We start from the raw sequence: 24,157 nt of genomic DNA on the forward strand, positions 1-24,157 counted from the left end.
CAGGTCGTCGCGGAGCAGGCCGGCCGCGACGGTCAGTCCGTGGGGCCGCCCGGTCGCCCGGACCGCGCGGCCGGGCCGGCCGGCGGGGCGGGTCGCAGCCGGCGCGGGCCGTACTCGCGCAGCAGGGTCTGGACGATGCCGGCGGCGGGGATGGCGAGCAGTGCGCCGAGCAGACCGGCCAGCTCCGCCGCGAGCAGCAGGCTGACCAGCACGGTCAACGGGTTCAGCCGGACCGCGTGGGACAGGATGAGTGGTTGGAGCAGGTGGTTCTCCAGCTGTTGGTAGACCACGAAGAAGACCAGCACCACCACCCCGGCGGTGGGGGAGTGCAGGAAGCCGGCGCCGGCCGCGATCACCGCGCCGAGTGTCGCCCCGACCAGCGGTATCAGGTCGGCGACCGCCACCAGCAGGGCGATCACGGCCGCGAAGGGCACTCCGGTGAGGGCCAGCACCGCGTAGGTCAACGCCCCGCAGATCACGCTGATCAGCAGGTTCCCGGTGAGGTAGCCGGTGACGGTGCGCGACACCTCCCGGCCCACCCGGCGCAGCCGCTCGCCCTGACCGTCCCCGGCCGCCGCGAGCAGGCCGCGGGTGATCCGCGGCGCCTCCAACACCATGAGGTACGCGAGCACGATGACCGTGACCAGCCCGGCGACCGACTCGACGACGCCGCGGAGCACACCGACCGCGGGTTGGCGCAGTCGGCCGCCGAGGTCGCGCAGCTGCCCCGAGTGGTCGCTGACGTAGCGCCGCGCCCCGGTGCGCTCCAGTAGCTGCCCCACCGGGCCCCGCCCGGCGCGGGCCTCCCGCAGCAGCTCGGGTGCCCGGTCGGCGAAGCGGCCCAACTCGCCGAACAGCGGCACCAGGATGAGCGCTGCCAGGATCGTCAGCAGCACGAACGCGGCGAGGAACACCAGCAGGGTCGCCAGCGTCCGACGCCGGACGAAGCGGCGTTGCAGCCGGTCGACGAGGGGTTTGAGCGCGACGGCGAAGAACGCGGCGACGACCGCCCAGACCAGCACCCGCCGGGTCGCGTACACGAAGCCCAGCGCTAGCGCTGTCGCCAGCACCAGACCGATCACGATCAGAGTTCGGCGGCCGGTCGCCCGATCGTCGACGTTGCTCATCCGGCGGGCCTTCCCCGCGCGCGTCGTCGGAAACCGGCATTGCGGGCACAACGGCGATCAGTGGCGGGAGTTGTCGTCCGTGTCGGTGACGGGATGGGCGCCCGCGACGAACGTGTCGAGCGCGGCGGCATGCAGCAGCCCGCCGGGCACCGGGTCGCGCAGGGCGGCCACCGCCAGCCGGGCCACCGGCAGCCCGCCCGGGCGCGAGGTCGCGGCCAGCACCAGGTTGCCGTACCTGCGGCCGCGTAACATCCGCCGGTCGCCGACCACGCACACGTCGGTGAAGACCGCCCGCAAGGTGGCCACCTGCACCCGGGTACCGACCAGCGGCGGCAGGTCGGTGACGTTGACCAGGTACAACCCGTCGGGGCGCAGGGCGCGGGCCACCTCGGCGGCGAACTCGACGGTGCGCACGTGCCGGGGCATCCGGGCCGCGCGGTAGATGTCGGCGATCACCAGGTCGTACCGGCGGTCCGGGGTGCCGGTCAGGGCGTCCCGGGCGTCGGCGACCTCCACCCGCACCTCCGGCGGCAGCGGCGGCAACTCCCGGGCCACCAGCTCGACCACCGCCGCGTCCCGCTCGACGACCCGTTGCGGGGAGCCGGGCCGGGTGGCGGCCAGCCAGCGGGGCAGCGTCAACGCGCCGCCGCCGAGGTGCAGGACGTTCAGCGGGGCGCCGGCCGGGGCCGCCACCTCCACCGCCGAGGCGATCCGCCGGACGTACTCGAAGTGCAGGTGCCGGGGATCCTCGACATCCACGTACGACTGCTCGACCCCGGCGGACAGCAGCGTCCGCCCGGTCCGGCGGACCGGGTCGGCGACCAGCTCCAGCCGGTCGGCGGCGCGGTTCATGTCCGGCACGCTAGCCGAGCCACGGCCCACCCGGCACGGCGGACGGGCCGGCGGAGCGGGGTCGCCCCCGGTCCGCCGGCCCGACGGGGTCGTGGTGCCCGGTCAGCCGCCGGCCATCCCGGCCCCCACCTCGTCGATCGCGTCGTCGATCTGGCGGGCGAGGTCCACGTCGAGCGCGGTGACCCCGTTGGCCTGGCTGGTCCGCACTGTCAACACGGCGGCGGTGTCGCCCGGACGTCCGATGCTCGGGCCGCGGCCGTTGTCCTGGCGCAGCCGGTCGAGCCGGGCGAGCACCCGGTCCAGGTTGTCGGGCGGCAGCGCGACCACCCGGTAGAGGCCCTGGCTGTCGCCGGCCCAGTAGGGCAGGTCGGTCAGCGCAGCGCTGATCTCGTCGGCGTCCAGGGTGGGTGTGGTGGTGGAGGCGCCCACCAGGCCGCCGCCGGCCTCCGGCGGGTTCAGCAGGTCGCGCAACCCGTCGGGTACGTGCAACGACTCGACCAGGTCGCCGTCCTGCTCGGCGAGCGCGGCGATCGTCGCCTCGGCCTGGTACCGGGCCTGCTCCGGGGTGTTGCCGCTGATCCGGCCCACCTCGGCCAGGAAGCCGGGCAGGTCCTGGTGCCGCTCGATGCCGTCGACCGGCAGCACGTCGTGCAGCGACGCCGGCACCGCGGCGAGCAGCCGCTGCCGCTCGGCGGCCTCCAGGGCGAACGCGAGGACCAGCACGGTCGCCTCGGTGCCCACCTTGGCGGTCTTGAAGTCGACCCCGGCGCGACGCCGGACCTCGTCGACCAGGTCGTGGTAGCCCATGCTGTTCACACCGGCCGCGCCGCTCGGCGGGGACGGCTGCGGTCGCGGGTTGTCGGCGCTACCGACCGGCGGCGGTGCCGGCCCGCCGCGCGTGCTGTCCGACTTGTGCGTTCCGGCCGCTGCTGGGCCGGCCCGCTTACCCGCATCGAGGCTCGTGAGCTGCTTGGACGCGCTCAGGCTGGCGCCGATCTCGCTGGGCTGGCGATTCTGCTCGCGGGCCTGCCGGGCCAGTGCCCGGCGCCGCTGGTTGTCGCCCTCCATCTGCTTGCGCATGGTGGCATCCCTTCCGCTGGGGATCGTGGCTGCGCCAGTCGCCTTCCCGTCGTCCCGGAGAAGGAAACGGAGGCCGCCGGCCGGGTCGGAGCGGCCCGCGCCACGCTTCATCCGGCGGGGGTGAGGGGTGCTCACCCGCACGGCCCGCACGATCGGGTCAGGACCGGAGTTCTTCCGAGGTACGCGGAAGGAAGGTCGTCATGAAGGAAGTTGTCGAGATCGTCCCCGCTCGACCCGGCTGGTACGCCCGCTGGCAGCTCACACCCGAGGTCACCAGGTGTTACCCGGTGAGCCTGTGGGCGTTGCTGGAGGAGGCTGACGGAACGGGCCGCGAGGTGATCGGAATGGACTGCATCGGGCAGTGGCCCGGTGCGGACGACAACGAGGCGGGTGGGCAGTTCGTCCGCTACCTGTACCAGACGCCCGATTCGGGGGAGCCCGAGGACGTGGACCCGGCCCCGATCGGCGAGCGGCGTGAGGACGGCCCCCGGCTTCAGCCGATGACGGCACCCTAGACATTCCTCCGGCCCCCGACCCCAGGTCCCAGGGTCGGGGGCCACCCCGTTTCGCTTTCCGGGGGTGGCCTACGGGTCAGCCGATGGCGCGCACGTCGTCATCGGCGTACGCCTCGGCGAGCAACTCACTGATGCCCGTGCGGTCCAGCATCCGCTGAAGCTGGGGGCTGACCCCGGTCAGGCGGATCGCCCCGGCGGCCCGGTGCACCACCAGCAGCGCGCTGAGCCCGGAGGAGTCGCAGAGGGTCACCCCGGTCAGGTCGACCAGAACCGGGGCGTCGCCGTCGCCGCGCAGCTCGGCCGTCGCGGCGATCAGCTCGGGCGCGGTGTCGTAGTCGAGGTCGCCGGTCAGCCGGAGTCGGACGTTCCCGGCGGCGAGCCGGGTCGTCTCGATGGTCAACAGCTGGTCGGGCATCCCACCATTTTCCTTGTGGAGCGACGAAACGCAAAGCGGGGGGCGATGACACGCAGCGTGGCCCTCGTCCGTGCCCCCGCCGTGGCGGTGCCCGCCACCTGCTGTGAGATGCCGCTTTCCGGGTTCCGGCGTAGGGTGGCCGGAGAGTTCTGAGCGTATACGCCGGTTCCGGCACGGGCTCGGTGAACGAGAAGGAGTGAGGCTCAGCTGGTGACTGCTTCCGACGTCAGGGACTGGGACCCGGGCGACGGACGGCTCTCCACGCCGAGCACGACACGACCCTCGGCGTGGTCCGCCGACGTTCGCCGCCCCACCGCTGCCCTGCCGCCGCTGGCCCCCGACCGGGGGCAGGCCACGCCCGACTGGTTAGAGGTCGTCGAGCACTTCCGGGAAGGCCTGGTGGTCTGCGACGCCGATGGCGTCGTGCGGCACGTCAGCCCGGTGGCTGAGCGGTTGCTGCCCGAGGTGACGTCCGGCGACCTGCTCAGCGCTGCCGGTGTGCCCGGGTTGAGCGAAGGCGTCCCCGGGAGCTTCACCCATCGCGGGCGCCGGCTCACCGCGCGCCAGGTGCCGCTCTCCGGTGACCGCTGCTGCTGGTACGTCGAGGACGTCACCGACAGCGTCAGCCGCGCCGACGCGCTGCTCGCCGAACGGGCCCGCTCGGCGTTCCTGGCCGTGGTCGGCGACAAGCTGGGCAACCCACTGCACCCCGACCGGGCTGCCGCCGCGGTCGTCCGACTCGCCGTGCCGACCCTGGCCGAGGTGGCGGTGCTGGTGATCGCCCCGCGGGCCGGGCGCGCCCGCTGGTGGCGGGCCTCCCGCACCGACGACGAGGTGCCGACGGTGGACAGCGGCGTGCTGGCCGGCGGCGAGTTGCCGACCGCCATCGCCGACGGGTTGACCGGGGCCGAGCCGCACGCGGTGGACTGGCTGGTCGAGCAGGCGGTCGACGCCGGTTGGCTGCCGGGGCTGGCCGGCACCGAGAGCGCCGCCCGGGTCGTCCCGCTGCCGGGGCGTGACGCGCCGGTCGGTGTGCTGCTGGTGGCCCGTCGCGCCACCCGCTGGTACGACGAGGACGACGTGGAACTGGTCCGCGCCTTCGCGGCCCGCGCCGGCGCGGCGTTGACCACCGCGCTGCTCTACCGCGACCAGGCGGAGGTGGCCGACACCCTCCAAGCCAGCCTGCTGCCGGTCGAACCGGTCGAGGCCGCCGGCGTGCAGTGGGGCACCGCGTACCGGCCCGCGCAGGCGGGGCTGCGCATCGGCGGCGACTTCTACGGTTCCCACCGGCTTCCCGACGGCGGCTCGGTGTTCTTCCTCGGCGACGTGTCGGGCAAGGGCGTCGAAGCGGCCGTCTTCACCGGCCAACTGCGCCAGTGCCTCCAGGCGCTGCACCGGTTGGAGTCGCACCCCGCGCGGTTGCTGCGGCTGCTCAACGACGCGCTGTTGGAGACCACCCAGGCGCACGGTCAGGGCCGCTTCGCCACGATCGTGCTCGGCGTGGCCCGCCCGGAGCGCGACGGTGGCCTCACCCTCGCCATGGCCGGCGGCGGGCACCTGCCACCACTGGTGCTGCGCGCTTCCGGCGAGGTGGAGACGGTGCCGTTGCGCGGCATGCTGATCGGGGTGGTGCCCGACCCCCGGGTCGGGGAGGTGACCGTGCGGCTGGCGCCGGGCGAGACCTGCCTGCTCTACAGCGACGGGGTGACCGAGGCCCGGGGCGGTCGGCGCGGCGACGAACACTTCGGCCCCGAGCGGCTGGTCGCCGCGCTGACCGGCTGCCAGCGGATGCCCGCGCCGGCCCTGGCCGAACGGGTCGAGCAGATCACCTGCGACTGGCTGGGCCAGGGCGACCACGACGACATCGCCGTGCTGGCGCTGCGGGCGGCCGGCCCGAGCGGGCGCGGGGTGCGGCACCTGCACTCGGTGCCCACCGGCACCGACCAGACAGAGGGAGTTGACGCGTGACCGCCGCCACGGCCACCACCGACCTCGGCGAGGCGTACTCCGGTTACCTGGACTGCCTCGCCGACGCCGACGAGTACGGCGCGACCGAGATGGCGATCGGCCTGCTCGACGCGGGCGTCCCAGCGGAGCGGGTGCTGCTCGACCTGGTCGCGCCCGCCCAGGCCGAGGTGGGCGAGCGGTGGGCGCGCAACGAGTGGAGCGTCGCCCAGGAGCACGCGGCCACCCACATCAGCGAGCAGGTGGTGGCGGCGGTGTCCGCGTACGCCAAACCGCGGCCGACCGGCGGGCGGGTCGTGGTCGCCTGCATGGACGGCGAGTGGCACGCGCTGCCGCCTCGGCTGGTGGCCGAGGTGCTGCGGTTACGCGGGTGGCAGGTGACCTTCCTGGGTGCCAGCGTGCCAGCGGCGCACCTCGTGTCGTACCTGCACCGCTATGACGCGCACGCGGTCGCGCTGGCGTGCGCGCTGCCGATGCGCCTGCCGTACGCCCATCGGATGATCGAGGCCTGCCGCCGCTCGGACGTGCCGGTGGTGGTCGGCGGGCGCGGGTTCGGCGCGGACGGCCGGTGGGCGCGCCGGCTCGGGGTGGCCTGGGCGCCGGACGCGCCCTCGGCGGCCGAGCTGATCGCCGACGAGCGGGCGCTGCGCGGGGCGCCGCCGGCCCGACTGGTCCACCTGGCCGACGACGAGTACGCCAGCCTGGTGCGACGTCGCGGTGAGCTGATCGACAGCGCGTTGGCGGAGTTGCGGGAGCGGGTGCCGGCGGCACGGGAGTACACCGCCGCTCAGCTCGACGCGACAGTGAGCGACCTGGGCCACATAGTGGATTTCCTGGCGGCGGCGGTCTACGTCGACGACGCCTCGTTGTTCACCGAGTTCGTGGAGTGGCTGTCGGGGATCCTGGGCAGTCGTGGGGTGCCCGCCGGGGCGGTCGTGCTGCCGCTGGAGCACTACGCCGCCGCGTTGCGGGACTTCCCCAGGGCGGCGCGGGCGCTGGCGCTGGGATGCGCGGCACTGCCAGCCACTGCCCGCTGACCGACCCGCCGGTGGCATCCGGATTGATCACCGCGCTCGGAGGCGAACGTTTCAGCTCTGCGTATACTTGCCGCACTGCAAACGTCCCACCGAGGGTGGAGCGAGGGGGAGAACGGTGACGTTCAGCGTCAACTACGTCGAGCGCGACGGTGGTGGCGCCTGTCTGCGGCTCGCAGGCGAGCTGGACCTGAGCACCGCCCCCGAGTTGACCGCCGCGATCAACCGGCTCACCGCGGCGGGCGAGACCCGGATCCTGCTCGACCTGACCGACCTCACGTTCTGTGACTCCACCGGGATGGCCGTGTTCGTCCGGGGCGACAATCAGGCTGCGGCCGACGGGGGGTGGCTCCGGCTCACCGGCGCCCAGGGGCGGGTCGAGCGGGTGCTGCGGGTGACCGGTCTTGCCGACGTGTTGCGCTACGAACCGGAGCCGGTCGACCCCGCGTCCCGCAGTGCGTCCTGATGGGCTAGATTTCCCCGCCAGCATTTTCCCGCCAGCGCGGTGACCGTCAGGGTCCCGTCTTCGCCAACTCTGAGGCAGGTAGTGATGGGCGCAGACAGCCCGCAGCCGGTACGCATCCTGGTGGTCGACGACGACCCGGGTGACGTGCTGATGATCGAGGAGGCGCTGGCGGACTCCGACGTCGACAAGATCATCGACGTGGTCAGTGACGGCGAGGAGGCGATGGAGTTTCTCCGCGCCGAGGGCCGACACGAGCAGGCCCGCCGCCCGGACGTGATCCTGCTGGACCTGAACATGCCGCGGATGGACGGTCGGCAGGTGCTCGGTGCGGTCAAGCAGGACGAGGATCTGCGGACAATCCCGATCGTCGTGCTGACCACCTCCAACGCCGACACCGACATCGTCGGCAGCTACACGTTGCAGGCCAACGCGTACGTCACCAAGCCGATCGACCTGGACGACTTCAACGACGTGGTGCGCCGCATTGACGAGTTCTTCGGCCGGGTCGTCGTGCTGCCCAAGCGCGCCTGACGCCCCGCGCCGCCTGCGCGCATGCTGAACAATTTTCCCGAACCCCCTCGGCGCGAGCGGTCGCGGCCGAGGATCCAGGTGGGGAAGTAACAGCAGCTGCCTGGGGGCGACAGTATGAGGTTCTCCGTCGTTGAGACCGGTTACGACCAGCGGCAGGTGGATTACTGCCTGGACGAGTTGGGGATCCGGTTGTCCCGGCTCGCGGCGCGGGCCGAGGGCACGGCCGGGGCAGGCCGGGAGTGGGACGAGATCCGCCAGGAGGCAGCCTGGCTGAGTGGGCTCCTGCAGCGGCTCGACCTGGGCGACGTCGGTGCCCCCCGGTACGCCGGTGACGCGGTGCGGCGCGAGGCCGCCGACATCCTGGCCCAGGCCCGCGCCGAGCTGGACGAGGCCCGCGAGGAGGCACGGCGGGTGCGGGAGCGGGCGTACGCGGAGGCCGTGCAGGCCCGGCGTGACTTCGAGGCGGCGCTGGACGCTCGCCGACGGCGCGAGGTGCGGGTGGACGAGATCCTCAGCCAGGTGACGGTCGACCAGGTGCCCGCCGATACCCCCACCGCAGCCGCCGCGGTGCCGGGCAGCCGGGTCGGGGGCCCGGACGCGGGCGCGGAGCCACCGCCGGGCCGTCGCTGAGACTGCGCGGGCGTGGGTGCCCGGCTCAGGCGGTGAGCGCCGCCGCGACGGTGGTCGCCCGGTCCTCGTGCTGGGCGTACGCGTCGGGGTAGGCGGAGATCTGCACGGCCTGGGCGGCGGCGGTGACGCTCATGTCCTGCCAGCCTGGGATCTCGTTGAGCGCCGTGTAGAAGGCCCGCGCGGCGTACGACGGGCGCATCAGCTGGGCCACCGTGCCCCAGCCGCTGCTGGGCCGCTGCTGGAACAACCCGACCGAGTCGTGGTCGGAGCCACTGCCCTGGTTCGGGTACTCCGCCGACTCCGGGAGGACGTCGCTGGCCAGGTTGTAGAGGTTGCTCTCCTGCATCGCGGTGGACAGTGCCACCACCAGGGCGCGGCGCGGCATCTTCATCTCCAGGCCGACGTCCACGATGATCTTCGCATTGTCCATCTGTGCCTGGTCGAGGCCGGCGACCGGCCGGGGGCGGCGGGGCTTGACCGGCTTCTTGGGTGCCTTGCGGACTGCGGTGGGAGTCGGCGTGGGCTTCGCCGTCGGGCTGGGCAGGATCCGGGCGGGGGCGGCGTCGCGGTCCAGCGACCGGGAGGCGCGCTCGTTGGCGATGGCGGCGCGGTCGGCCACCGCCTCGGCGAGCGGCTCGACCGTACGGGGGGTGTCGTCGTTGCCTCGCGCGGTGGCGACCGCGACGAGGCTGAGGCAGCAGGCGACACCGGTGGCCAGCGCCACCCGCACCGGGGTCGAGCCCAGCAGGGCACGCCGCGACGGTTCGGAAGCGCGGTGACGGCCGATCGTCCGTTCGGTTGATGCGGCGTCGTCCGAGGGGGTGCTCGGGCGCGCGTCGGTCAGCTTCTGGGCGGAGGGGTCGTCGGGATGCACCTGACGAGGCTAAAGAGCTGAATGCCCGATGCCATCAGCCCGTACGGTGGCATGCGCCACAATTTGCCCTGATCATGCCGACTTTATCGGGCAAAACGCGAGTGGAGTAGATCAACCTCGCAGACCGCTCCAGACGGTTATTCCCGAATTGCCGGGCGAATGCGGTCCCCCCGCCACTTTGCCGGCCGCACCTCCGGCCACCTTCAGGACTCAGCCGAACAACCGAGGCACGCCTCCACCAACCAGCCCCCCAGCCCCCCACCTCGGCGATCTTGCACTTGCTGTCGCGGCATAGGGGGCACTACGCCTCATATCGACGACCGAAAGTGCAAGATCGGCGCGGTGGGGCGTGCGGGTGGCGGGTGGCGGGCGACGACCTGGAGCGTGGAGTCAGTGTCGGCCGTTCTCGGCTGGGGTGACGGTCAGGCGGTGTCGGCTGGCGTCGCCGCTGGAGAACGGCCAGAGCCGGTCGGCGTACTCGACCAGGTCGGCCAGCTGATCTCGGCTCAGCCCAGCCGAGGAGATCTCCGCGTGCACGTCGGCCCGGTATCGGCCGTCGTTGTCCCGCCCCAGCTTCGCCTCCGCCCGCACCTGCACGGTGTGCGCCTCGTCGGTGATCTCCCCGGCCACCTCCACCGCCGCGTGATGCAGGCAGGAGGCGAAGGCCGCGGCCAGCAACTGTTCCGGGGTCAATCCGGTGCAGTGCGGCGCCAGCGGTGAGGCCAGCGCGGTGGAGAGCCCGCCATCGTCGGTGCGTACGTGACCGCCCTCGGCGGTCGCTGTGGCCTCACGCAGCCAGGAACTCTGATCCGGCATCGCGTTTCTCCCGTCGCTCACCAGGCCGGCTACCCCTTCGCCGCCCGGCGAAACGCCGCGGGTCTTCCGGTCAGCGCCCGGCGGGCAGGTGCGACTCGTTCACCAGCACCACCGCCTCGGTGGCTTCCGCAGCGGCCCGTTCGGTCCACGGCGACGTCGGGGCCGGCCGGCGGGTCGCCGCGATCGTCATCGGCACGTACACCCGGGCGTCCACCGCCTCGGCCAGCAGCAGCGCGGCGACCAGGCTGGTCGGACGCTGCTCGGGGTCGTCGGCGAGGCAGGAGTGGCACAGGTCGGCGACCTCCGGCGGGAGCCCGGCGATGTCGGGAAGCGGCTCCGGTGGCCGACGGCGGCGGACGAGCAGCAGTTCGCTGGCGGTCGCCGCGCGGTAGGGCAGGCGGGCGGTGAGGCTGTAGTAGAGCAGCACGCCGAGGGCGTACATGTCGGCGGCGGGGGTGGCCGGCGCCTCGTCCAGCTGTTCGGGTGCCAGGTACGCCGGGGTGCCCAGCACCATCCCGGTCGGCATCGGGTCCGGCGCGCCGGCGGCGATGGCGATGCCGAAGTCGAGCACCTTCACCCCGGCCGGGGTGAGCATGATGTTGGCGGGCTTGACGTCCCGGTGCACGATGCCCTCGGCGTGCGCGGCGGCCAGCGCGGCGGCGACCTCCGCGCAGACCCGCACCGCGATCTGCCAGTCCAGCGGCCCGGCGCGCAGGTGCACGGCGAGCGTCTCACCCTCGGCCAGCTCCATGACGATGTAGGGCACCGGTCGGCCGGGCCACGTCGAGGAGGTGCCGAAGTCGTGCACGCTGGCCACGTTGGGGTGTTCCAGCCGGGCCGCCGACCGGGCCTCCGCCCGGATCCGGTCCACCGGGCCGTCCCGATCGTCACGGCCGGGCGAGAGGAGCTTCACCGCGACCGGCCGGTCCAGCACCTGGTCGTAGGCCCGCCACACCTCGGACATCCCGCCCACACCGATGCGCTGTTCGAGCCGGTACCGCCCGTCCAGCATCCGCATCGACCGCTCCTCGTCCTCGCCCCGCCGGCGGCGGGTGCACAGGTGCCGGTACCCGGGTGCCGAGCTGGGCAAACCGGAGCCCGATTCCGTGCGGACGGCCCCGCGCACCTCGCTGCGCCACGGCGGCGGGTGCGGTAGCTTGCGAGCCAGAGCCGGTGTCACCGATTGTGCCGGCACGGTCACCCGAGGGGACGCCGCGATGAGCGAGGTCACCGTACGCTTCGTCGGTGGGCCCGCGGACGGCCTGGTCCGGCTGCTGCCGGCCGGGTCGGACGGCGCCCCGCCCCAGCGTTGGATCATGCGTCACCCGGACGGCACGGGCCCGGTGCAGCCCGGCCCCGACCACCTCTACGAGCGTGACCGGCCCGACGAGGCCGGCGGCTGGAGCATGCGGTTCGTGCGCACGGACGCGTACGGGGTGTCCGAGTGACCACGAGGCGGGGCTGACCGGTGGCGTCGCCGGCGTCGCGTCGGCCCGCCCGCACAGCTCGCGCACAGCTTCCGCAGGGGCGTGGCACAGGCGTGGCGGCCACCATGGGGCCCATGGTCATGAACGGGCAGGCCGCGCCGAGCCGGATCGAGCTGTGTCGCCCCGACGGTGAACCCGTCCGGGTGCTGGTGGTCGACGACGAACCCACGCTCACCGACCTGCTGTCGATGGCCCTGCGCTACGAGGGCTGGCAGGTCCGCACCGCCGGCAACGGCATGGCGGCGTTGAGCACCGCCCGACAGTTCCAACCGGACGCCGTGGTGCTCGACGTGATGCTGCCCGACCTGGACGGCTTCCAGGTGCTGCGACGGCTGCGCGAGCACGCTCCGACCGTGCCGGTGCTCTTCCTGACCGCCCGCGACGCGGTCGAGGAACGCATCGCCGGGTTGACCGTCGGCGGCGACGACTACGTCACCAAACCGTTCAGCCTGGAGGAGGTCATCGCCCGCCTGCGCGCGCTGCTGCGCCGCTCCGGGCTGGCGATCGCCGCCCGGGAGGAGGCGGTGCTGACCGTCGGTGACCTCAGCCTCGACGAGGACAGCCACGAGGTCCGGCGGGCCGGCCAGCTCGTCACCCTGACCGCGACCGAGTTCGAGCTCCTGCGTTACCTGATGCGCAACCCGCGTCGGGTGCTCAGCAAGGCGCAGATCCTCGACCGGGTGTGGAACTACGACTTCGGTGGCCAGGCCAACGTGGTGGAGCTGTACATCTCTTACCTGCGCAAGAAGATCGACGCCGGCCGGGCACCGATGATCCACACGCTGCGCGGCGCGGGCTATGTCCTCAAACCCGCCGAGTAGGCGCCGCCCGCTGCGCGCCGCCCGCGGGTGGCTGGCCGGGCGCTCCCTGCGTACCCGACTGGTGTTCGCCCTGCTCGCGCTGCTGGCGTTGGTCAGCGTCGCCATCGGTGGCCTGACCACCGTGGCGCTGCGGCACTTCCTGATCGACCGGCTCGACGCCCAGTTGGCCCCCGCGACGGCCATGCGGGGCGACCGTCCGGGGCGACCCGCCTTTCCCGGCAACGGACCGGGCGTCCCGCAGGGGTTGCCGTCCGGCGTGGTGGTCGCCGAGATCACCGATGGTCGCGTGACGAGCGCCCGGACCCTGACCAACAGCGTCTCCAGCGCCGATCCGTTCCCCGATGAGCAGACCGTCGCGGTGGGGGAGGTCGCGGCGCTGGCGGACCTGCCGGTCGACGCCAGACCGCGCACCGTCGACCTCGGCGATCGCGGTGACTACCGGGCCGTGGCCCGCCAGTACTGGGACGGCCGCGTACGCGTCGTCGCAATCCCCCTCTCCGGCGTCCAGGAGACCATCTGGGCGCTGGTCGCCGCGCAGGCCGGGGTGGCTGCGGTCGGGCTGCTGCTCGCCGGTGTGGCGGGCGCGCTGATCGTGCGGGCGACCCTGCGACCGCTCAACCGGGTGGCCGCCACCGCCACCCGCGTCACCGAGCTGCCCCTGGACCGGGGCGAGGTGGCGCTCGCCGTCCGGGTCCCGGCCGCCGACACCGACCCACGCACCGAGGTCGGTCAGGTCGGCGCGGCGCTGAACCGGATGCTGGGCCACGTCGCCGACGCGCTCTCCGCCCGGCAGGCCAGCGAGACCCGGGTACGCCAGTTCGTCGCCGACGCCAGCCACGAGCTGCGGACGCCTCTCGCGGCGATTCGCGGCTACGCCGAGGTGGCCCGGCGTGGCCGTGACGAGGTTCCCCCCGACGTGGCGCACGCGCTGCGCCGGGTGGAGTCGGAGAGCACCCGGATGACCAGCCTCGTCGACGACCTGCTGCTGCTGGCCCGCCTCGACACCGGCCGGCCGCTCGCTGTCGAACCGGTGGACCTGACCGCTCTGGTGGTGGACGCGGTCAGTGACGCGCACGTCGCCGGCCCCGAACACCGCTGGCAGCTCGAACTGCCCGAGGTGGCGATCCGGGTGCCGGGCGACGCGGCCCGGCTGCACCAGGTGGTGGCGAACCTGCTCACCAACGCCCGGGTGCACACCCCTCCCGGCAGCACTGTCACCACCACGCTGGCTGTCGACGCCGCCAGCGCCGTGCTCACCGTCGCCGACGACGGGCCGGGGGTGCCGCAGGAGCTGCAACCGGAGATGTTCGAGCGGTTCGCCCGGGGCGACAGCTCCCGATCCCGCGAACATGGCAGCACCGGCCTCGGCCTCGCGATCGTCGCGGCGGTGGTGGAGGCCCACCACGGCACTGTGGAGGTGCAGAGCCGTCCAGGCCGGACAATGTTCACCGTCCGGTTGCCGAATCCCACAGCTGACGCATAGTCGGCGCATGGGGTCGCGCCAGCCCGGCCGTCGAGGCTGGCCGCATGGACAGAACCGAGACCACGCCTACGGCATCCGCCGAGCCCGAGCCGCCGACGGCCCCGCGCCCCGACGAGCACCCGCCGCCGACGCGCCGCTCCCCGGCCTGGGCCACACCCGCGCTGACGGTCCTGCTGCTCGCCACCGGCCTGCTCTACCTGTGGGGCCTGGGCGCCTCCGGCTGGGCCAACTCGTTCTACGCGGCGGCCGTGCAGGCCGGGTCGGTGAGTTGGAAGGCGTTCCTCTACGGCTCGTCGGACGCGGCCAACTCCATCACCGTCGACAAGACACCCGCGTCGCTGTGGCTGATGGCGCTCTCCGTACGGATCTTCGGGCTGAACAGTTGGGCGATGCTCGTGCCGCAGGCGCTCTGCGGGGTCGCCTCGGTCGGGGTGCTGCACGCGACAGTGAAGCGCTGGTACGGGCCGGCCGCCGCTCTGATCGCCGGAGCGGTCCTCGCGGTCACCCCGGTGGCGACGCTGATGTTCCGGTTCAACAACCCCGACGCGCTGCTCGTCCTGCTGCTGGTCGCCGGGGCGTACGCCACCGTGCGGGCGCTGGAGACGGCCAGCACCCGGTGGATCGTGCTGGTCGGCGTGCTGGTCGGCTTCGGCTTCCTCACCAAGATGCTCCAGGCGTTCCTGGTGGTGCCCGTCTTCGCAGGGGTGTACCTGCTGGCCGCGCCGACCGGGCTGTGGCGACGGGTCCGGCAGCTGTTGCTGGCCGGGCTGGCGGTGCTGGTCTCCGCCGGCTGGTGGGTGGCGCTCGTCGAGCTGGTCCCCGCCAGCGCCCGCCCCTACATCGGCGGCTCGCAGGGCAACAGCATCCTGGAGTTGACCCTCGGCTACAACGGCCTCGGCCGGATCACCGGCGAGGAGGTCGGCAGCGTCGGCGGCGGTGGCGCGCGGCCGGGCGGCGGCGGCCCCTTCTCGGGCCAGACCGGCGTGCTGCGGATGTTCGGCGGCGAGATCGGTGGTCAGGTCTCCTGGTTGCTGCCGGCCGCGCTGATCCTGCTGGTGGTCGGCCTGCTGCTCACCGGGAGAGCGGCCCGCACCGACCGCACCCGGGCCGGGCTGCTGCTCTGGGGCGGCTGGCTGCTGGTCACCGGCCTGATCTTCAGCTTCATGTCCGGGATCTTCCACGCCTACTACACGGTGGCGCTCGCACCGGCGATCGGCGCGCTGGTCGGCATCGGTGTGACGCTGCTCTGGCGGCAACGCCGACCGCTGCCCGCCCCGGGCGAAGGTGCCGCTGTCCGTACTCGTTGGCAGCGGTGGCGTCCGCTGGCCGCCACGGCGACGCTCGCCGGCACGCTCGCGCTCACCGTCTGGTGGGCGTGGGTGCTGCTCGGACGCAGCCCCGACTGGTACCCGTGGCTGCGGACCACCGTGCTCGTGGCCGGCCTGGTCGGTGCGGCGCTGCTGCTGCTGGTCACCCGGCTGCCCCGCCGGTTGGTGCCGGTCGTGCTGGGCCTTGGCGCAGCGGCGGTCCTCGCCGGCCCGGTGGCGTACGCGGTGCAGACCGCCGCCACCCCGCACACCGGGTCGATCCCCAGCGCCGGCCCGTTCGTGGCGGGCGGGCTCGGCCGGGGAGGCTTCCCCGGCGGCCGGCCGCCCGGCGGCATGGAACCACCGGCCGGCGGTCAACTTCCGGGTGGCGGCCAGTTCCCGGGTGGCGGCCAGTTCCCCGGTGGCGGTCAGAACGGCGGTCCGGGTCCCGGCTTCCCGGGCGGTGGTCGTACCGGCGCGCCCGGCTTCCCGGGTGGCGGCCAGTTCCCCGGTGCCGACGGCGGCCAGGGGCGCTCGGCCGGCGGGGGAATGGGCGGGCTGCTGGACGCCCGTGAGCCCAGCGCCGCCCTGCGCCAGCTGTTGGAGCGCGACAGCGCCGACTACACCTGGGTGGCGGCGACGGTCGGCTCGAACAACGCCTCCGGCTATCAGCTCGCCACCGGCCAACCGGTGATGGCGATCGGCGGCTTCAACGGCAGTGACCCGTCACCGACGCTCGCGCAGTTCCAGCGGTACGTGGCCGACGGGAAAATCCATTACTTCGTCGGTGCTGGTGGCTTCCGGGCCAACGGCGGCAGCTCGGCCTCCCAGGAGATCGCCGCCTGGGTCGCGGAGACGTTCCTGGCGCAGACCGTCGACGGGGTCACCGTCTACGACCTCAACGCCGGTACGGAGGCGTCGTGACCGCGCTGGGCGGTCCACGGGCTGCGGTCCAGGCCCGGCCCACCGCCGCCGTGCTGGACGTGGTGATCCCGGTCCACAACGAGGAGGTCGACCTCGGGCCGTGCGTACGGCGGCTGCACGCCCACCTGAGCGCGCACTTCCCGTACCCGTTCCGGATCACCGTCGCCGACAACGCCAGCGTCGACGACACCCTGAAGGTGGCCGACGGCCTCGCCGCTGAGCTGCCCGGCGTCGAGGTGCTGCACCTGGACGCGAAGGGGCGGGGAAGGGCGCTCTCCGCCGCCTGGTCGGCGTCGTCCGCGCCGGTGCTGGCGTACATGGACGTGGACCTCTCCACCGACCTGGCGGCGTTGTTGCCGCTGGTCGCGCCGCTCATCTCCGGCCACTCCGACCTGGCGATCGGCACCCGGCTGGCGCGTACCTCGCGGGTGGTGCGCGGCACGAAACGGGAGGTGATCTCGCGGGCCTACAACCTGTTGCTGCGCGGCGCGTTGGCGGCGCGGTTCTCCGACGCGCAGTGCGGGTTCAAGGCGATCCGCGCCGACGTGGCCACGGAGCTGCTGCCGTTGGTGCGGGACACCGGCTGGTTCTTCGACACCGAGCTGCTGGTGCTGGCCCAACGGGCCGGGCTGCGCATCCACGAGGTGCCGGTGGACTGGGTCGACGACCCGGACAGCCGGGTCGACATCGTCGCCACCGCCCTGGCCGACCTGCGCGGCGTGGGTCGGCTCGGCCGGGCGCTGCTGACCGGCGCGCTGCCCCTGGCCGACCTGCGCGCACAGCTCGGCCGGGCACCGCTGACCGGGCTCCGTGCGCAGTCGGGCGAGGTGCCTCCGGTCGAGCCCGGCCAGGCGCTGCCGGGGTACGTGCCGGTCGGGCTGCCGCGGCAGCTGGTCCGGTTCGCGGCGGTGGGGGTGGCGAGCACCCTCGCCTACCTGCTGCTGTTCGTGGCGACCCGGGGCGTGCTCGGCGCGCAGCCGGCGAACCTGCTGGCGCTGCTGGTGACCGCGGTGGCGAACACGGCAGCGAACCGTCGGCTCACGTTCGGCATCAGCGGACGCCAGCACGCCGCCCGGCATCACGCGCAGGGGTTGCTGGCCTTCGCCCTCGGTCTGGCGTTGACCAGTGGCGCGTTGGCCGTGCTGCATGTCGTCTCCGCCATGCCGGCCCGGCCGGTGGAGTTGGCCGTGCTGGTGGCCGCGAACCTGGCCGCCACTGTGCTGCGGTTCGTGCTGCTGCGCCTGGGCATGCACCACCGGCGCAGCTGAGACGTCAGCCGCTCAGCATCTCGGTGAGGACCTCGACGACGCGTCGGGTGTGCCGCCCGTCGGGGTCCTCGTCCGTGTTCAGGTCGGTCACACTCATCCCGAGCAGCCGGTCGGCGCGGGCCAACGGTGTGACCAGCGCGATCAGATCCGCCCAGCGCGGCCCGTCCGGTTCGGGGTAGGTCACCGCGGGCAGGTCGCGCGGGTCCACCACGTCCAGGTCGAGGTGCAGCCAGGCTGGTCCGTCCCCGTCGACGGCCAGGCTCGCGCCGACCGTCGCCGCGCCCCGGCGCCGTAACTCGGCGGCGTTGATCTGGTGGATCGCCGGGTCGATCCGGGCCGCCTCGACCCGGCTGCTCTCGTCGGTGGCCGGGCGGTGCCCAATCAGATGGACGCGGCTCGGCTCGATCAGCGCGCCGCCGGGGCCGACGGCGGCGGCGGGGCCGTGCCCGGTGACCACCGAGAGGTCCATGTCGGCGGCCTCACCGGTCGGTGAGGTCGCGCCGTCGAGGAAGTCCGGGTGGGCGTCGACGAACCACAGGTCGGTCGCCGGGGGCAGGGCCCGGCAGACGCCGGGCAGGATCGCACAGTCGCCGCCGAGCACAAGTGGTCGGTGGCCGTCCGCGATCAGCGCGCCGATTCGCGCGGCGATGGCGCCGCCGGCCCGGACCAGGTCCGCCGCGCCGCTCACCCCGCTGGCCGGGTCGCGGTTCGGGTCGCGCAACCGCGCCTCGTCGATCTGTCCGTCGTCGTCGGCGGCGAGGGCCTCGCGCAGGCCGGCGCGGCGCAGCGCGGCCGGGGCCCGCTCCTCGCCGCGCCCGGCTCCGGAGGAGTCCAGCGGCGCGTCCACGATCATCCAGCGCACGTCCGCAGCGTACCGGCGCGGCCGGCCGTCACGGCCGCATTCCGTGGTGCGGCTGGGAGTACGCCGATGTGCCCGCGACAGCGACGACGACCGGCGTACGGTGAGGGACAAGTCCGGCTTTCTGGGTCAAAAGCCTCATCGGTGTACGCCCTGGGAGGCCGGTGTCGAGGCGGCGAGGCAAGGAGCGATCGGTGGAACATCTGGCCTACCTGGACGCGGGGTCCGGCAGCCTGATCGTGCAGGCGGTCGTCGGTGGGGTGGCTGGCGCCGCGGTCGCCGCAAAACTCTACTGGCGACGGCTGGTCGACCGGTTCCGCCGGCAACCCACCGACCAGCGCTGAGCGGGCCAGCCCGACGATGGCGATCTCACCCACCGAGGTACGGCCCGAGCCGGCCTCCTTCCGCGACCCCGCCAACCGGGTCTTCCACGTCGGCGACGAGGTGCTGCGCGGGCTGGACCCCCAGGCCGCCGAGCACTGGCGGGCACTGACCGGCAGCACGTTCTTCCCGGCGCTCGTCGCCGCGCGCAAGGTCTGCGCCACCGAGGACGCCCCGCCCACCCTGGTGCCGGCCGCGACCGGAACGCCGTGGGCGGCCGTGCTGCGCCACGAGCGCATCCCGTTCGTCTCCCACCCGTACGAGTGGTCGTTCAGCATGCTGCGCGACGCCGCCCTGCTGCACCTGGAGATCCTGACCGCCGCGCTCGGCGAGGGTTTCACCACGAAGGACGGCTCGGCGTACAACCTCCAGTGGCGCGGCGCCCAACCGGTCTTCATCGACATCGGCTCCTTCGAGCCGGTCCGCGACGGCGAAGCCTGGGCCGGCTACCGGCAGTTCTGCCAGACCGTGCTCTACCCGCTGATGCTCACCGCCCACCTGGGCGTCGACTTCCAACCGTGGCTGCGCGCCCGCGTCGACGGCATCGAGGCCGACGAGTTGCGCCCGCTCTTCGGCGGGGCCCGCCGGCTGCGCCCCGGCGTGCTGACCCACCTGCACCTGCACGGGGCCATGCAGCAACGCAACGCCGCCGCCAGCACCACCGAGGTACGCGACCAACTGCGCGCCGCCGGCTTCTCCCGGGAGCTGCTGCTCGCCACCGTACGCGGCATCGAGAAACTGGTCCGCAAACTGGACCGCCGTCCGCCCGAGAGCCACTGGTCGGACTACCAACGCACCTGCGGCTACTCGGCCCGCGACCGGGTGGCGAAGGAGCAGTTCGTGGCCGCTGCGGTCGCCGCCGGCACCCGCCCTCGCCTGGTGCTCGACCTCGGCGCCAACGACGGCCGGTACTCGCGGCTGGCAGCCGGGCACGCCGACTACGTGGTCGCCGTCGAGCAGGACCCCACTGTCGTCGACGAGTTGTACCGACAGCTGCGCTCCGAGGGGCAGCGCCGCATCCTGCCGCTGGTGCTGGACCTGGCCGACCCCTCGCCGGGTGGCGGCTGGCGGGGCGTCGAGCGGGCCGGCTTCGCCGAGCGGGCGTCCGCCGACGTGGTGCTCGCCCTGGCCGTGGTGCACCACCTGGCGATCGGGCGCAACGTACCGCTGTCGGAGGTCATCGACTGGCTGGCCGGACTGACCGCGCCGGGCGGCGCGGTGGTGGTGGAGTTCGTCCACCCGGAGGACCCGATGGCGACCCGGCTGCTGGCCAACAAGCCCGCCGGTCTCTTCCCGGACTACCGACGCGACACCTTCGAGACGTTGCTCGCCGCCCGAGGGCGGATCACCGACCGGCTGGAACTGCCCTCGGGCACCCGCACGCTCTACCGGACGGTGATGGGTGGCTGAACCCGCAGCCGACCCGCCGACCCCGGACGAGCGGTCGCCAGCGGCCTCCACGCGGTGGTACCAGGGCTGGCGGAGCGAGCTGGGCCGGCTGCTGGAGGTGACGGCGCTGGTCGGCCTGGTGGTCACCCAGCCACTGCTGGACGTGCTCGGCCGCAGCCCCGACTTCTTCCTGTTCCACCGCGCCGACCCGGCCCAGATCCTGCTGCTGGTCGCCCTGGTGGCGCTGCTGCCAACGATCGCGGTGGCGCTGCTCGGCGCGCTCAGCCGACTGGCCGGCCGGACCACCCGCGCCCTCACCCACACCGGGCTGGTCGGGCTGCTGGTCGCCGCCCTCGCCGTGCAGGTCGGCCGACACGTCACGCCACTTCGGGGCGTACCGCTGCTGCTGGTGGCAGTGCTGGCCGGAGCCGCCGGCGCGGCCGCGCACCGGCGGTGGCGGGCGCCGGGCCGGGTGCTGCGACTGGCCGCCGCCGGCCCGGTGGCCTTCGTGGCGCTCTTCCTGCTCGCCTCGCCCACCTCGGCGGTGGTCCTGCCGCGCGGCGACGGCGGTGCGGCCGGCACCGCGCAGGGCTCGGCCGTGCACCCGCCGGTGGTCATGCTGATCCTCGACGAGCTGCCACTGGTCAGCCTGCTCGGCGCGGACGGGAAGATCGACGCCGGGCGGTACCCGCACTTCGCCGAGCTGGCCGGCGGCTCCACCTGGTACCGCAACTCCACCGGGGTCAGCGGGTGGACGCCCAACGCGCTCCCGGCGATGCTCACCGGCCGCTACCCGGCCAAGCCGGTCGCCCCGCACTACTCGCAGTACCCGGACAACATCTTCACCGCCTTCGGCGGCCTGTACGACATCCGCGCCGAGGAGAGCATCACCCGGCTCTGCCCACCCAGCCGCTGCGAACAGCCGGTCACCCCGGAACAGGGGCTCGGCGTGCTGGTCCGGGAGACCGGCAAGCTGCTCGGCCGGGTCGCCGGGCCGACGGAGAGCGCTGTCGACCCGGAGGACTCCTACCGCGAGCAGACCCGCGCCGAAGCCGGCCTGGACGCCGCCGAACCGGTGCCGGCCGACCCGAAGTTCCGCTGGGACAGCCTGGACGACAACCAACCGGCCCGGTTCACCAGCTTCCTGGCCGGGCTGAAGCCGACAACCCGGCCCACCCTGCACTTCCTGCACCTGCTGATGCCGCACTCACCGTGGGCGTACCTGCCGTCCGGGGCGCGCTACGACGCCCCCGAGGACCTGCCCAACGACGGCGCCGGGTGGGTCGACCTGGCCCGGCAGCGGCACCTCGCCCAGCTCGGCTACACCGACCGGCTGATCGGCGAGACGTTGCGGACGCTGCGCGCCAACGGCCTCTACGACCAGGCCCTCGTCGTGGTGACCGCCGACCACGGGGTCAGCTTCCGCCCCGGCGCGCAGGGCCGGGGCATGGACGCCATCAAAGCCGCCGCCGGGGAGGTCGCCTGGGTGCCGACGTTCGTCAAGGAACCCCGGCAGCAGGCCGGCCGGGTGGACGACCGCAACTGGGAACACGTCGACCTGCTGCCGACCGTGGCCGACGAGGCCGGCGTCCGGTTGCCCTGGCGGGTCGACGGGCGCTCCGCCCGGCAGGCCCCCCGCACCGACGGCACGAAACACTTCTACGACCGCCCCGGCGAACCGGTCACCTTCCCCGGTGGCGTGCCCGCACCACCACCCCTGCCGACACCCCACCCCCTGGTCGGCACCGAGGTACGCACCGGCCCGGCCGCCGGCAGCGCCCACGTCGCCGACCTGGCGGCGTTCACCGCCACGGACCCGGACACCGGCGCCCTCCCGGCACTGGTCTGGGGCGACGTCCCGGACCGGATCCCGGACGGCACCCTCCTCGCCGTCGCCGTCAACGGCCGCATCGGGGCCGTCGTCCCGGTGGTGCCGGCCGACCCCGGCGGACGCCGGTTCGCCGCGCTGCTCGCCGACGACAAGCTGTTCCGCGCCGGCACCAACCAGCTCGCCGTCTTCCAGGTCGCGACGGACGGTACGCTGCGACGCCTCAGCCTGTCGTGACCCGGCTTCCCGGTCGGTCCGGCCCGGCTTCCGGGGTCGTCAGGTCTGGCTTCCCAGGGTCGGTCCGGTCCGGTCCCGAGGTTGGTCCGGCCTGGCTCCCGGGGTTGGTCCGGCCTGGCTCCCGGGGTCGGTGCGGTCCGGTCCCGTCTGGCGGGATACCGGGTTTCCCGGCCGCCCGGTCGGGAATCGGGTGACGCATACCTCACCGCCGAACCACGGCGGGCGTTGTCCCCCGAGCCGCAATTACGGTAGAAGCGAAGGCAATTCAACGTAGATCTGCCGGCGAAGCGAGGAACCACATGACGGAAGTCAAGCTCGATCACCCCGGTGGGCAGCTGTCGATGCCGGTGCATCCTGCGGTCGAGGGCCCCGCCGGTGTCGGGGTGAGCAAGCTGCTGAAGGAAACCGGGATGACCACGTACGACCCCGGTTTCGTCAACACCGCCGCTGCCTCATCCGCGATCACCTACATCGACGGCGACGCGGGCATCCTGCGTTACCGGGGGTACCCGATCGAGCAGCTGGCCGAGAAGTCCTCCTTCCTGGAGGTCTCCTACCTGCTCATCTACGGTGAGCTGCCGACCGAGCAGCAGCTGACCGAGTTCACCGAGTGGATTCGGCGGCACTCGCTGCTGCACGAGGAGATGCGTCGCTTCTTCGACGGCTTCCCCCGGGACGCCCACCCGATGGCGGTGCTCTCGTCCGCGGTGAGCGCCCTGTCCACCTTTTACCAGGACAGCCTGGACCCGTTCGACTCCGAGCACGTGGAGATCTCCACGGTCCGGCTGATGGCGAAGGTCCCCACCATCGCCTCGTACGCGTACAAGAAGTCCATCGGTCAGCCGCTGCTGTACCCGGACAACTCGCTGGGGTACGTGGACAACCTGCTGCGGATGACGTTCGGCGTGCCGGCGGAGCCGTACGAGGTCGACCCGGTGATGTCGAAGGTGCTGGACATGCTCTTCGTCCTGCACGCCGACCACGAGCAGAACTGCTCCACGTCGACCGTCCGCCTGGTCGGCTCCAGCAACGCCAACCTGTTCGCCTCGGTCTCGGCCGGCGTGAACGCGCTGTTCGGCCCCCTGCACGGTGGCGCGAACCAGGCGGTGCTGGAGATGCTCCAGCAGATCCACGCCGGCGACGACGACGTCCGGTCCTTCGTCCGCAAGGTCAAGGACAAGCAGGACGGCGTCAAGCTGATGGGCTTCGGCCACCGGGTCTACAAGAACTACGACCCGCGGGCGGCGATCGTCAAGAAGGCCGCGCAGGACGTGCTGGGCCGGATGGCCAAGCCGGACCCGCTGCTGGACATCGCCATGGAGCTGGAGGAGATCGCCCTCGCCGACGACTTCTTCGTCTCCCGTCGGCTCTACCCGAACGTGGACTTCTACACCGGCCTGATCTACAAGGCCATGGGTTTCCCGACCAAGATGTTCACCGTGCTCTTCGCGCTCGGCCGGCTCCCCGGCTGGATCGCCCAGTGGCGCGAGATGATCAACGACCCGGAGACCAAGATCGGCCGTCCGCGGCAGGTCTACGTCGGCTCCGCCGAGCGGGACTACGTCCCCTTCGGCGAGCGCTGACCCGCTCCTCGCTACGCCAGCAGGCCGTCGACCCCTCCGGGGTCGGCGGCCTGCCGCGTTTCCGCGCTCCGAGCTGCCCCGTCACGCCCGTGATCGACTCGAGTTCCTTGAAGGCGCGGTGTTCCTCGTGCCGGGACACCCCGACTTTCAGGAAGTCGAGTCGATCACGGGCGGGGTGACGCCGGGGGCAGGCCCCCGAGCCTTGGCGTCGGGAGGCCCCGGGCGCCGAGCCCCGGGCACCGGGCGGCGGGCACCGGGCGGCCCTGGGCCCTGAGCGGCACCGGG

At 73.3% G+C, this 24,157-nt stretch carries 23 protein-coding genes; 15 read left to right on the plus strand and 8 right to left on the minus strand.

What is annotated here, in order from left to right:
• Nucleotides 1–32: 32 nt before the first annotated feature.
• The 3 genes from ACFYP0_RS00085 to ACFYP0_RS00095 form a co-directional block, all read right to left on the minus strand.
• The gene (locus ACFYP0_RS00085; RefSeq protein WP_356979580.1) at nucleotides 33–1,127 is read right to left on the minus strand and encodes an AI-2E family transporter; all 1,095 of its coding nucleotides are present in this window, start codon (nucleotides 1,125–1,127) and stop codon (nucleotides 33–35) included.
• Nucleotides 1,128–1,184: 57 nt separating this feature from the next.
• Nucleotides 1,185–1,979, minus strand: a complete 795-nt coding sequence (locus tag ACFYP0_RS00090) for a spermidine synthase (RefSeq protein WP_356979582.1) — start codon at nucleotides 1,977–1,979, stop codon at nucleotides 1,185–1,187.
• Between the two features lie 102 nt (nucleotides 1,980–2,081).
• A complete protein-coding gene (locus tag ACFYP0_RS00095) occupies nucleotides 2,082–3,059 on the minus strand; it encodes a DUF2267 domain-containing protein (RefSeq protein ID WP_124854547.1) in 978 nt (325 codons plus the stop codon).
• 200 nt (nucleotides 3,060–3,259) lie between these two features.
• On the opposite strand from ACFYP0_RS00095, the gene ACFYP0_RS00100 reads away from it, so the two are divergent.
• Nucleotides 3,260–3,574, plus strand: a complete 315-nt coding sequence (locus ACFYP0_RS00100) for a hypothetical protein (protein WP_355499841.1) — start codon at nucleotides 3,260–3,262, stop codon at nucleotides 3,572–3,574.
• Between the two features lie 76 nt (nucleotides 3,575–3,650).
• Here ACFYP0_RS00100 and ACFYP0_RS00105 read toward each other — a convergent pair whose 3' ends face one another.
• Nucleotides 3,651–3,989, minus strand: coding sequence for an STAS domain-containing protein (locus ACFYP0_RS00105; protein ID WP_355499844.1), 339 nt, complete (start codon nucleotides 3,987–3,989; stop codon nucleotides 3,651–3,653).
• Nucleotides 3,990–4,199: 210 nt separating this feature from the next.
• Here ACFYP0_RS00105 and ACFYP0_RS00110 point away from each other — a divergent pair, with 210 nt between their 5' ends.
• From ACFYP0_RS00110 to ACFYP0_RS00130, 5 genes are all read left to right on the plus strand, one after another.
• The gene (locus ACFYP0_RS00110) at nucleotides 4,200–5,957 is read left to right on the plus strand and encodes a PP2C family protein-serine/threonine phosphatase (RefSeq protein ID WP_355499847.1); all 1,758 of its coding nucleotides are present in this window, start codon (nucleotides 4,200–4,202) and stop codon (nucleotides 5,955–5,957) included.
• Nucleotides 5,954–6,991 carry a cobalamin B12-binding domain-containing protein gene (locus ACFYP0_RS00115; protein WP_355499850.1) on the plus strand — a complete coding sequence of 346 codons (1,038 nt, stop codon included), beginning with the start codon at nucleotides 5,954–5,956 and terminating at the stop codon, nucleotides 6,989–6,991. Before ACFYP0_RS00110 ends, ACFYP0_RS00115 begins: the two co-directional genes overlap by 4 nt.
• Before the next feature lie 115 nt (nucleotides 6,992–7,106).
• Entirely contained in the window at nucleotides 7,107–7,454 is a 348-nt protein-coding gene (locus tag ACFYP0_RS00120) for an STAS domain-containing protein (protein WP_355499852.1), read from the plus strand.
• 84 nt (nucleotides 7,455–7,538) lie between these two features.
• On the plus strand, nucleotides 7,539–7,985 hold the full coding sequence (locus tag ACFYP0_RS00125) for a response regulator (protein WP_124854553.1): 447 nt from the start codon (nucleotides 7,539–7,541) through the stop codon (nucleotides 7,983–7,985).
• Nucleotides 7,986–8,099: 114 nt separating this feature from the next.
• Nucleotides 8,100–8,615 carry an ATPase gene (locus ACFYP0_RS00130; RefSeq protein ID WP_355499855.1) on the plus strand — a complete coding sequence of 172 codons (516 nt, stop codon included), beginning with the start codon at nucleotides 8,100–8,102 and terminating at the stop codon, nucleotides 8,613–8,615.
• Nucleotides 8,616–8,640: 25 nt separating this feature from the next.
• Here ACFYP0_RS00130 and ACFYP0_RS00135 read toward each other — a convergent pair whose 3' ends face one another.
• From ACFYP0_RS00135 to ACFYP0_RS00145, 3 genes are all read right to left on the minus strand, one after another.
• Nucleotides 8,641–9,489, minus strand: coding sequence for a hypothetical protein (locus ACFYP0_RS00135; protein ID WP_355499857.1), 849 nt, complete (start codon nucleotides 9,487–9,489; stop codon nucleotides 8,641–8,643).
• A 390-nt stretch (nucleotides 9,490–9,879) separates the two neighbouring features.
• Entirely contained in the window at nucleotides 9,880–10,305 is a 426-nt protein-coding gene (locus tag ACFYP0_RS00140; protein ID WP_030332593.1) for an OsmC family protein, read from the minus strand.
• A 70-nt stretch (nucleotides 10,306–10,375) separates the two neighbouring features.
• Nucleotides 10,376–11,323 (minus strand): serine/threonine-protein kinase, encoded by a 948-nt coding sequence (locus tag ACFYP0_RS00145; RefSeq protein WP_355499859.1) that lies wholly within the window; start codon nucleotides 11,321–11,323, stop codon nucleotides 10,376–10,378.
• Between the two features lie 199 nt (nucleotides 11,324–11,522).
• Here ACFYP0_RS00145 and ACFYP0_RS00150 point away from each other — a divergent pair, with 199 nt between their 5' ends.
• The 5 genes from ACFYP0_RS00150 to ACFYP0_RS00170 all read left to right on the plus strand — a co-directional run bounded on the left by ACFYP0_RS00150 (nucleotide 11,523) and on the right by ACFYP0_RS00170 (nucleotide 17,595).
• On the plus strand, nucleotides 11,523–11,753 hold the full coding sequence (locus tag ACFYP0_RS00150; protein ID WP_091408172.1) for a hypothetical protein: 231 nt from the start codon (nucleotides 11,523–11,525) through the stop codon (nucleotides 11,751–11,753).
• 119 nt (nucleotides 11,754–11,872) lie between these two features.
• The gene (locus tag ACFYP0_RS00155; RefSeq protein WP_386994813.1) at nucleotides 11,873–12,613 is read left to right on the plus strand and encodes a response regulator transcription factor; all 741 of its coding nucleotides are present in this window, start codon (nucleotides 11,873–11,875) and stop codon (nucleotides 12,611–12,613) included.
• Nucleotides 12,591–14,096, plus strand: a complete 1,506-nt coding sequence (locus ACFYP0_RS00160; protein WP_355499865.1) for a sensor histidine kinase — start codon at nucleotides 12,591–12,593, stop codon at nucleotides 14,094–14,096. Before ACFYP0_RS00155 ends, ACFYP0_RS00160 begins: the two co-directional genes overlap by 23 nt.
• Before the next feature lie 44 nt (nucleotides 14,097–14,140).
• Nucleotides 14,141–16,327, plus strand: coding sequence for a glycosyltransferase family 39 protein (locus ACFYP0_RS00165; protein WP_355499868.1), 2,187 nt, complete (start codon nucleotides 14,141–14,143; stop codon nucleotides 16,325–16,327).
• Nucleotides 16,324–17,595 carry a glycosyltransferase gene (locus tag ACFYP0_RS00170; protein ID WP_355499870.1) on the plus strand — a complete coding sequence of 424 codons (1,272 nt, stop codon included), beginning with the start codon at nucleotides 16,324–16,326 and terminating at the stop codon, nucleotides 17,593–17,595. Before ACFYP0_RS00165 ends, ACFYP0_RS00170 begins: the two co-directional genes overlap by 4 nt.
• A gap of 4 nt (nucleotides 17,596–17,599) precedes the next feature.
• Here the strand turns inward: ACFYP0_RS00170 and ACFYP0_RS00175 are convergent, their stop codons facing one another.
• Nucleotides 17,600–18,448 carry an arginase family protein gene (locus ACFYP0_RS00175; RefSeq protein WP_355499992.1) on the minus strand — a complete coding sequence of 283 codons (849 nt, stop codon included), beginning with the start codon at nucleotides 18,446–18,448 and terminating at the stop codon, nucleotides 17,600–17,602.
• A gap of 200 nt (nucleotides 18,449–18,648) precedes the next feature.
• Here ACFYP0_RS00175 and ACFYP0_RS00180 point away from each other — a divergent pair, with 200 nt between their 5' ends.
• The 4 genes from ACFYP0_RS00180 to ACFYP0_RS00195 all read left to right on the plus strand — a co-directional run bounded on the left by ACFYP0_RS00180 (nucleotide 18,649) and on the right by ACFYP0_RS00195 (nucleotide 23,872).
• A complete protein-coding gene (locus ACFYP0_RS00180) occupies nucleotides 18,649–18,798 on the plus strand; it encodes a hypothetical protein (protein ID WP_165947858.1) in 150 nt (49 codons plus the stop codon).
• A gap of 16 nt (nucleotides 18,799–18,814) precedes the next feature.
• Complete coding sequence (locus ACFYP0_RS00185) at nucleotides 18,815–20,245, plus strand: class I SAM-dependent methyltransferase (RefSeq protein WP_355499873.1); 1,431 nt, start codon at nucleotides 18,815–18,817, stop codon at nucleotides 20,243–20,245.
• Nucleotides 20,238–22,289, plus strand: a complete 2,052-nt coding sequence (locus ACFYP0_RS00190) for a sulfatase-like hydrolase/transferase (protein WP_355499875.1) — start codon at nucleotides 20,238–20,240, stop codon at nucleotides 22,287–22,289. The genes ACFYP0_RS00185 and ACFYP0_RS00190 overlap by 8 nt, the downstream gene beginning before the upstream one ends.
• 299 nt (nucleotides 22,290–22,588) lie before the next feature.
• Nucleotides 22,589–23,872, plus strand: a complete 1,284-nt coding sequence (locus ACFYP0_RS00195) for a citrate synthase (protein ID WP_355499878.1) — start codon at nucleotides 22,589–22,591, stop codon at nucleotides 23,870–23,872.
• Nucleotides 23,873–24,157: the final 285 nt, after the last annotated feature.

Source organism: Micromonospora arida, from assembly GCF_042873195.1.
In the GTDB taxonomy this organism is placed as follows: Bacteria; Actinomycetota; Actinomycetes; order Mycobacteriales; family Micromonosporaceae; genus Micromonospora; species Micromonospora arida.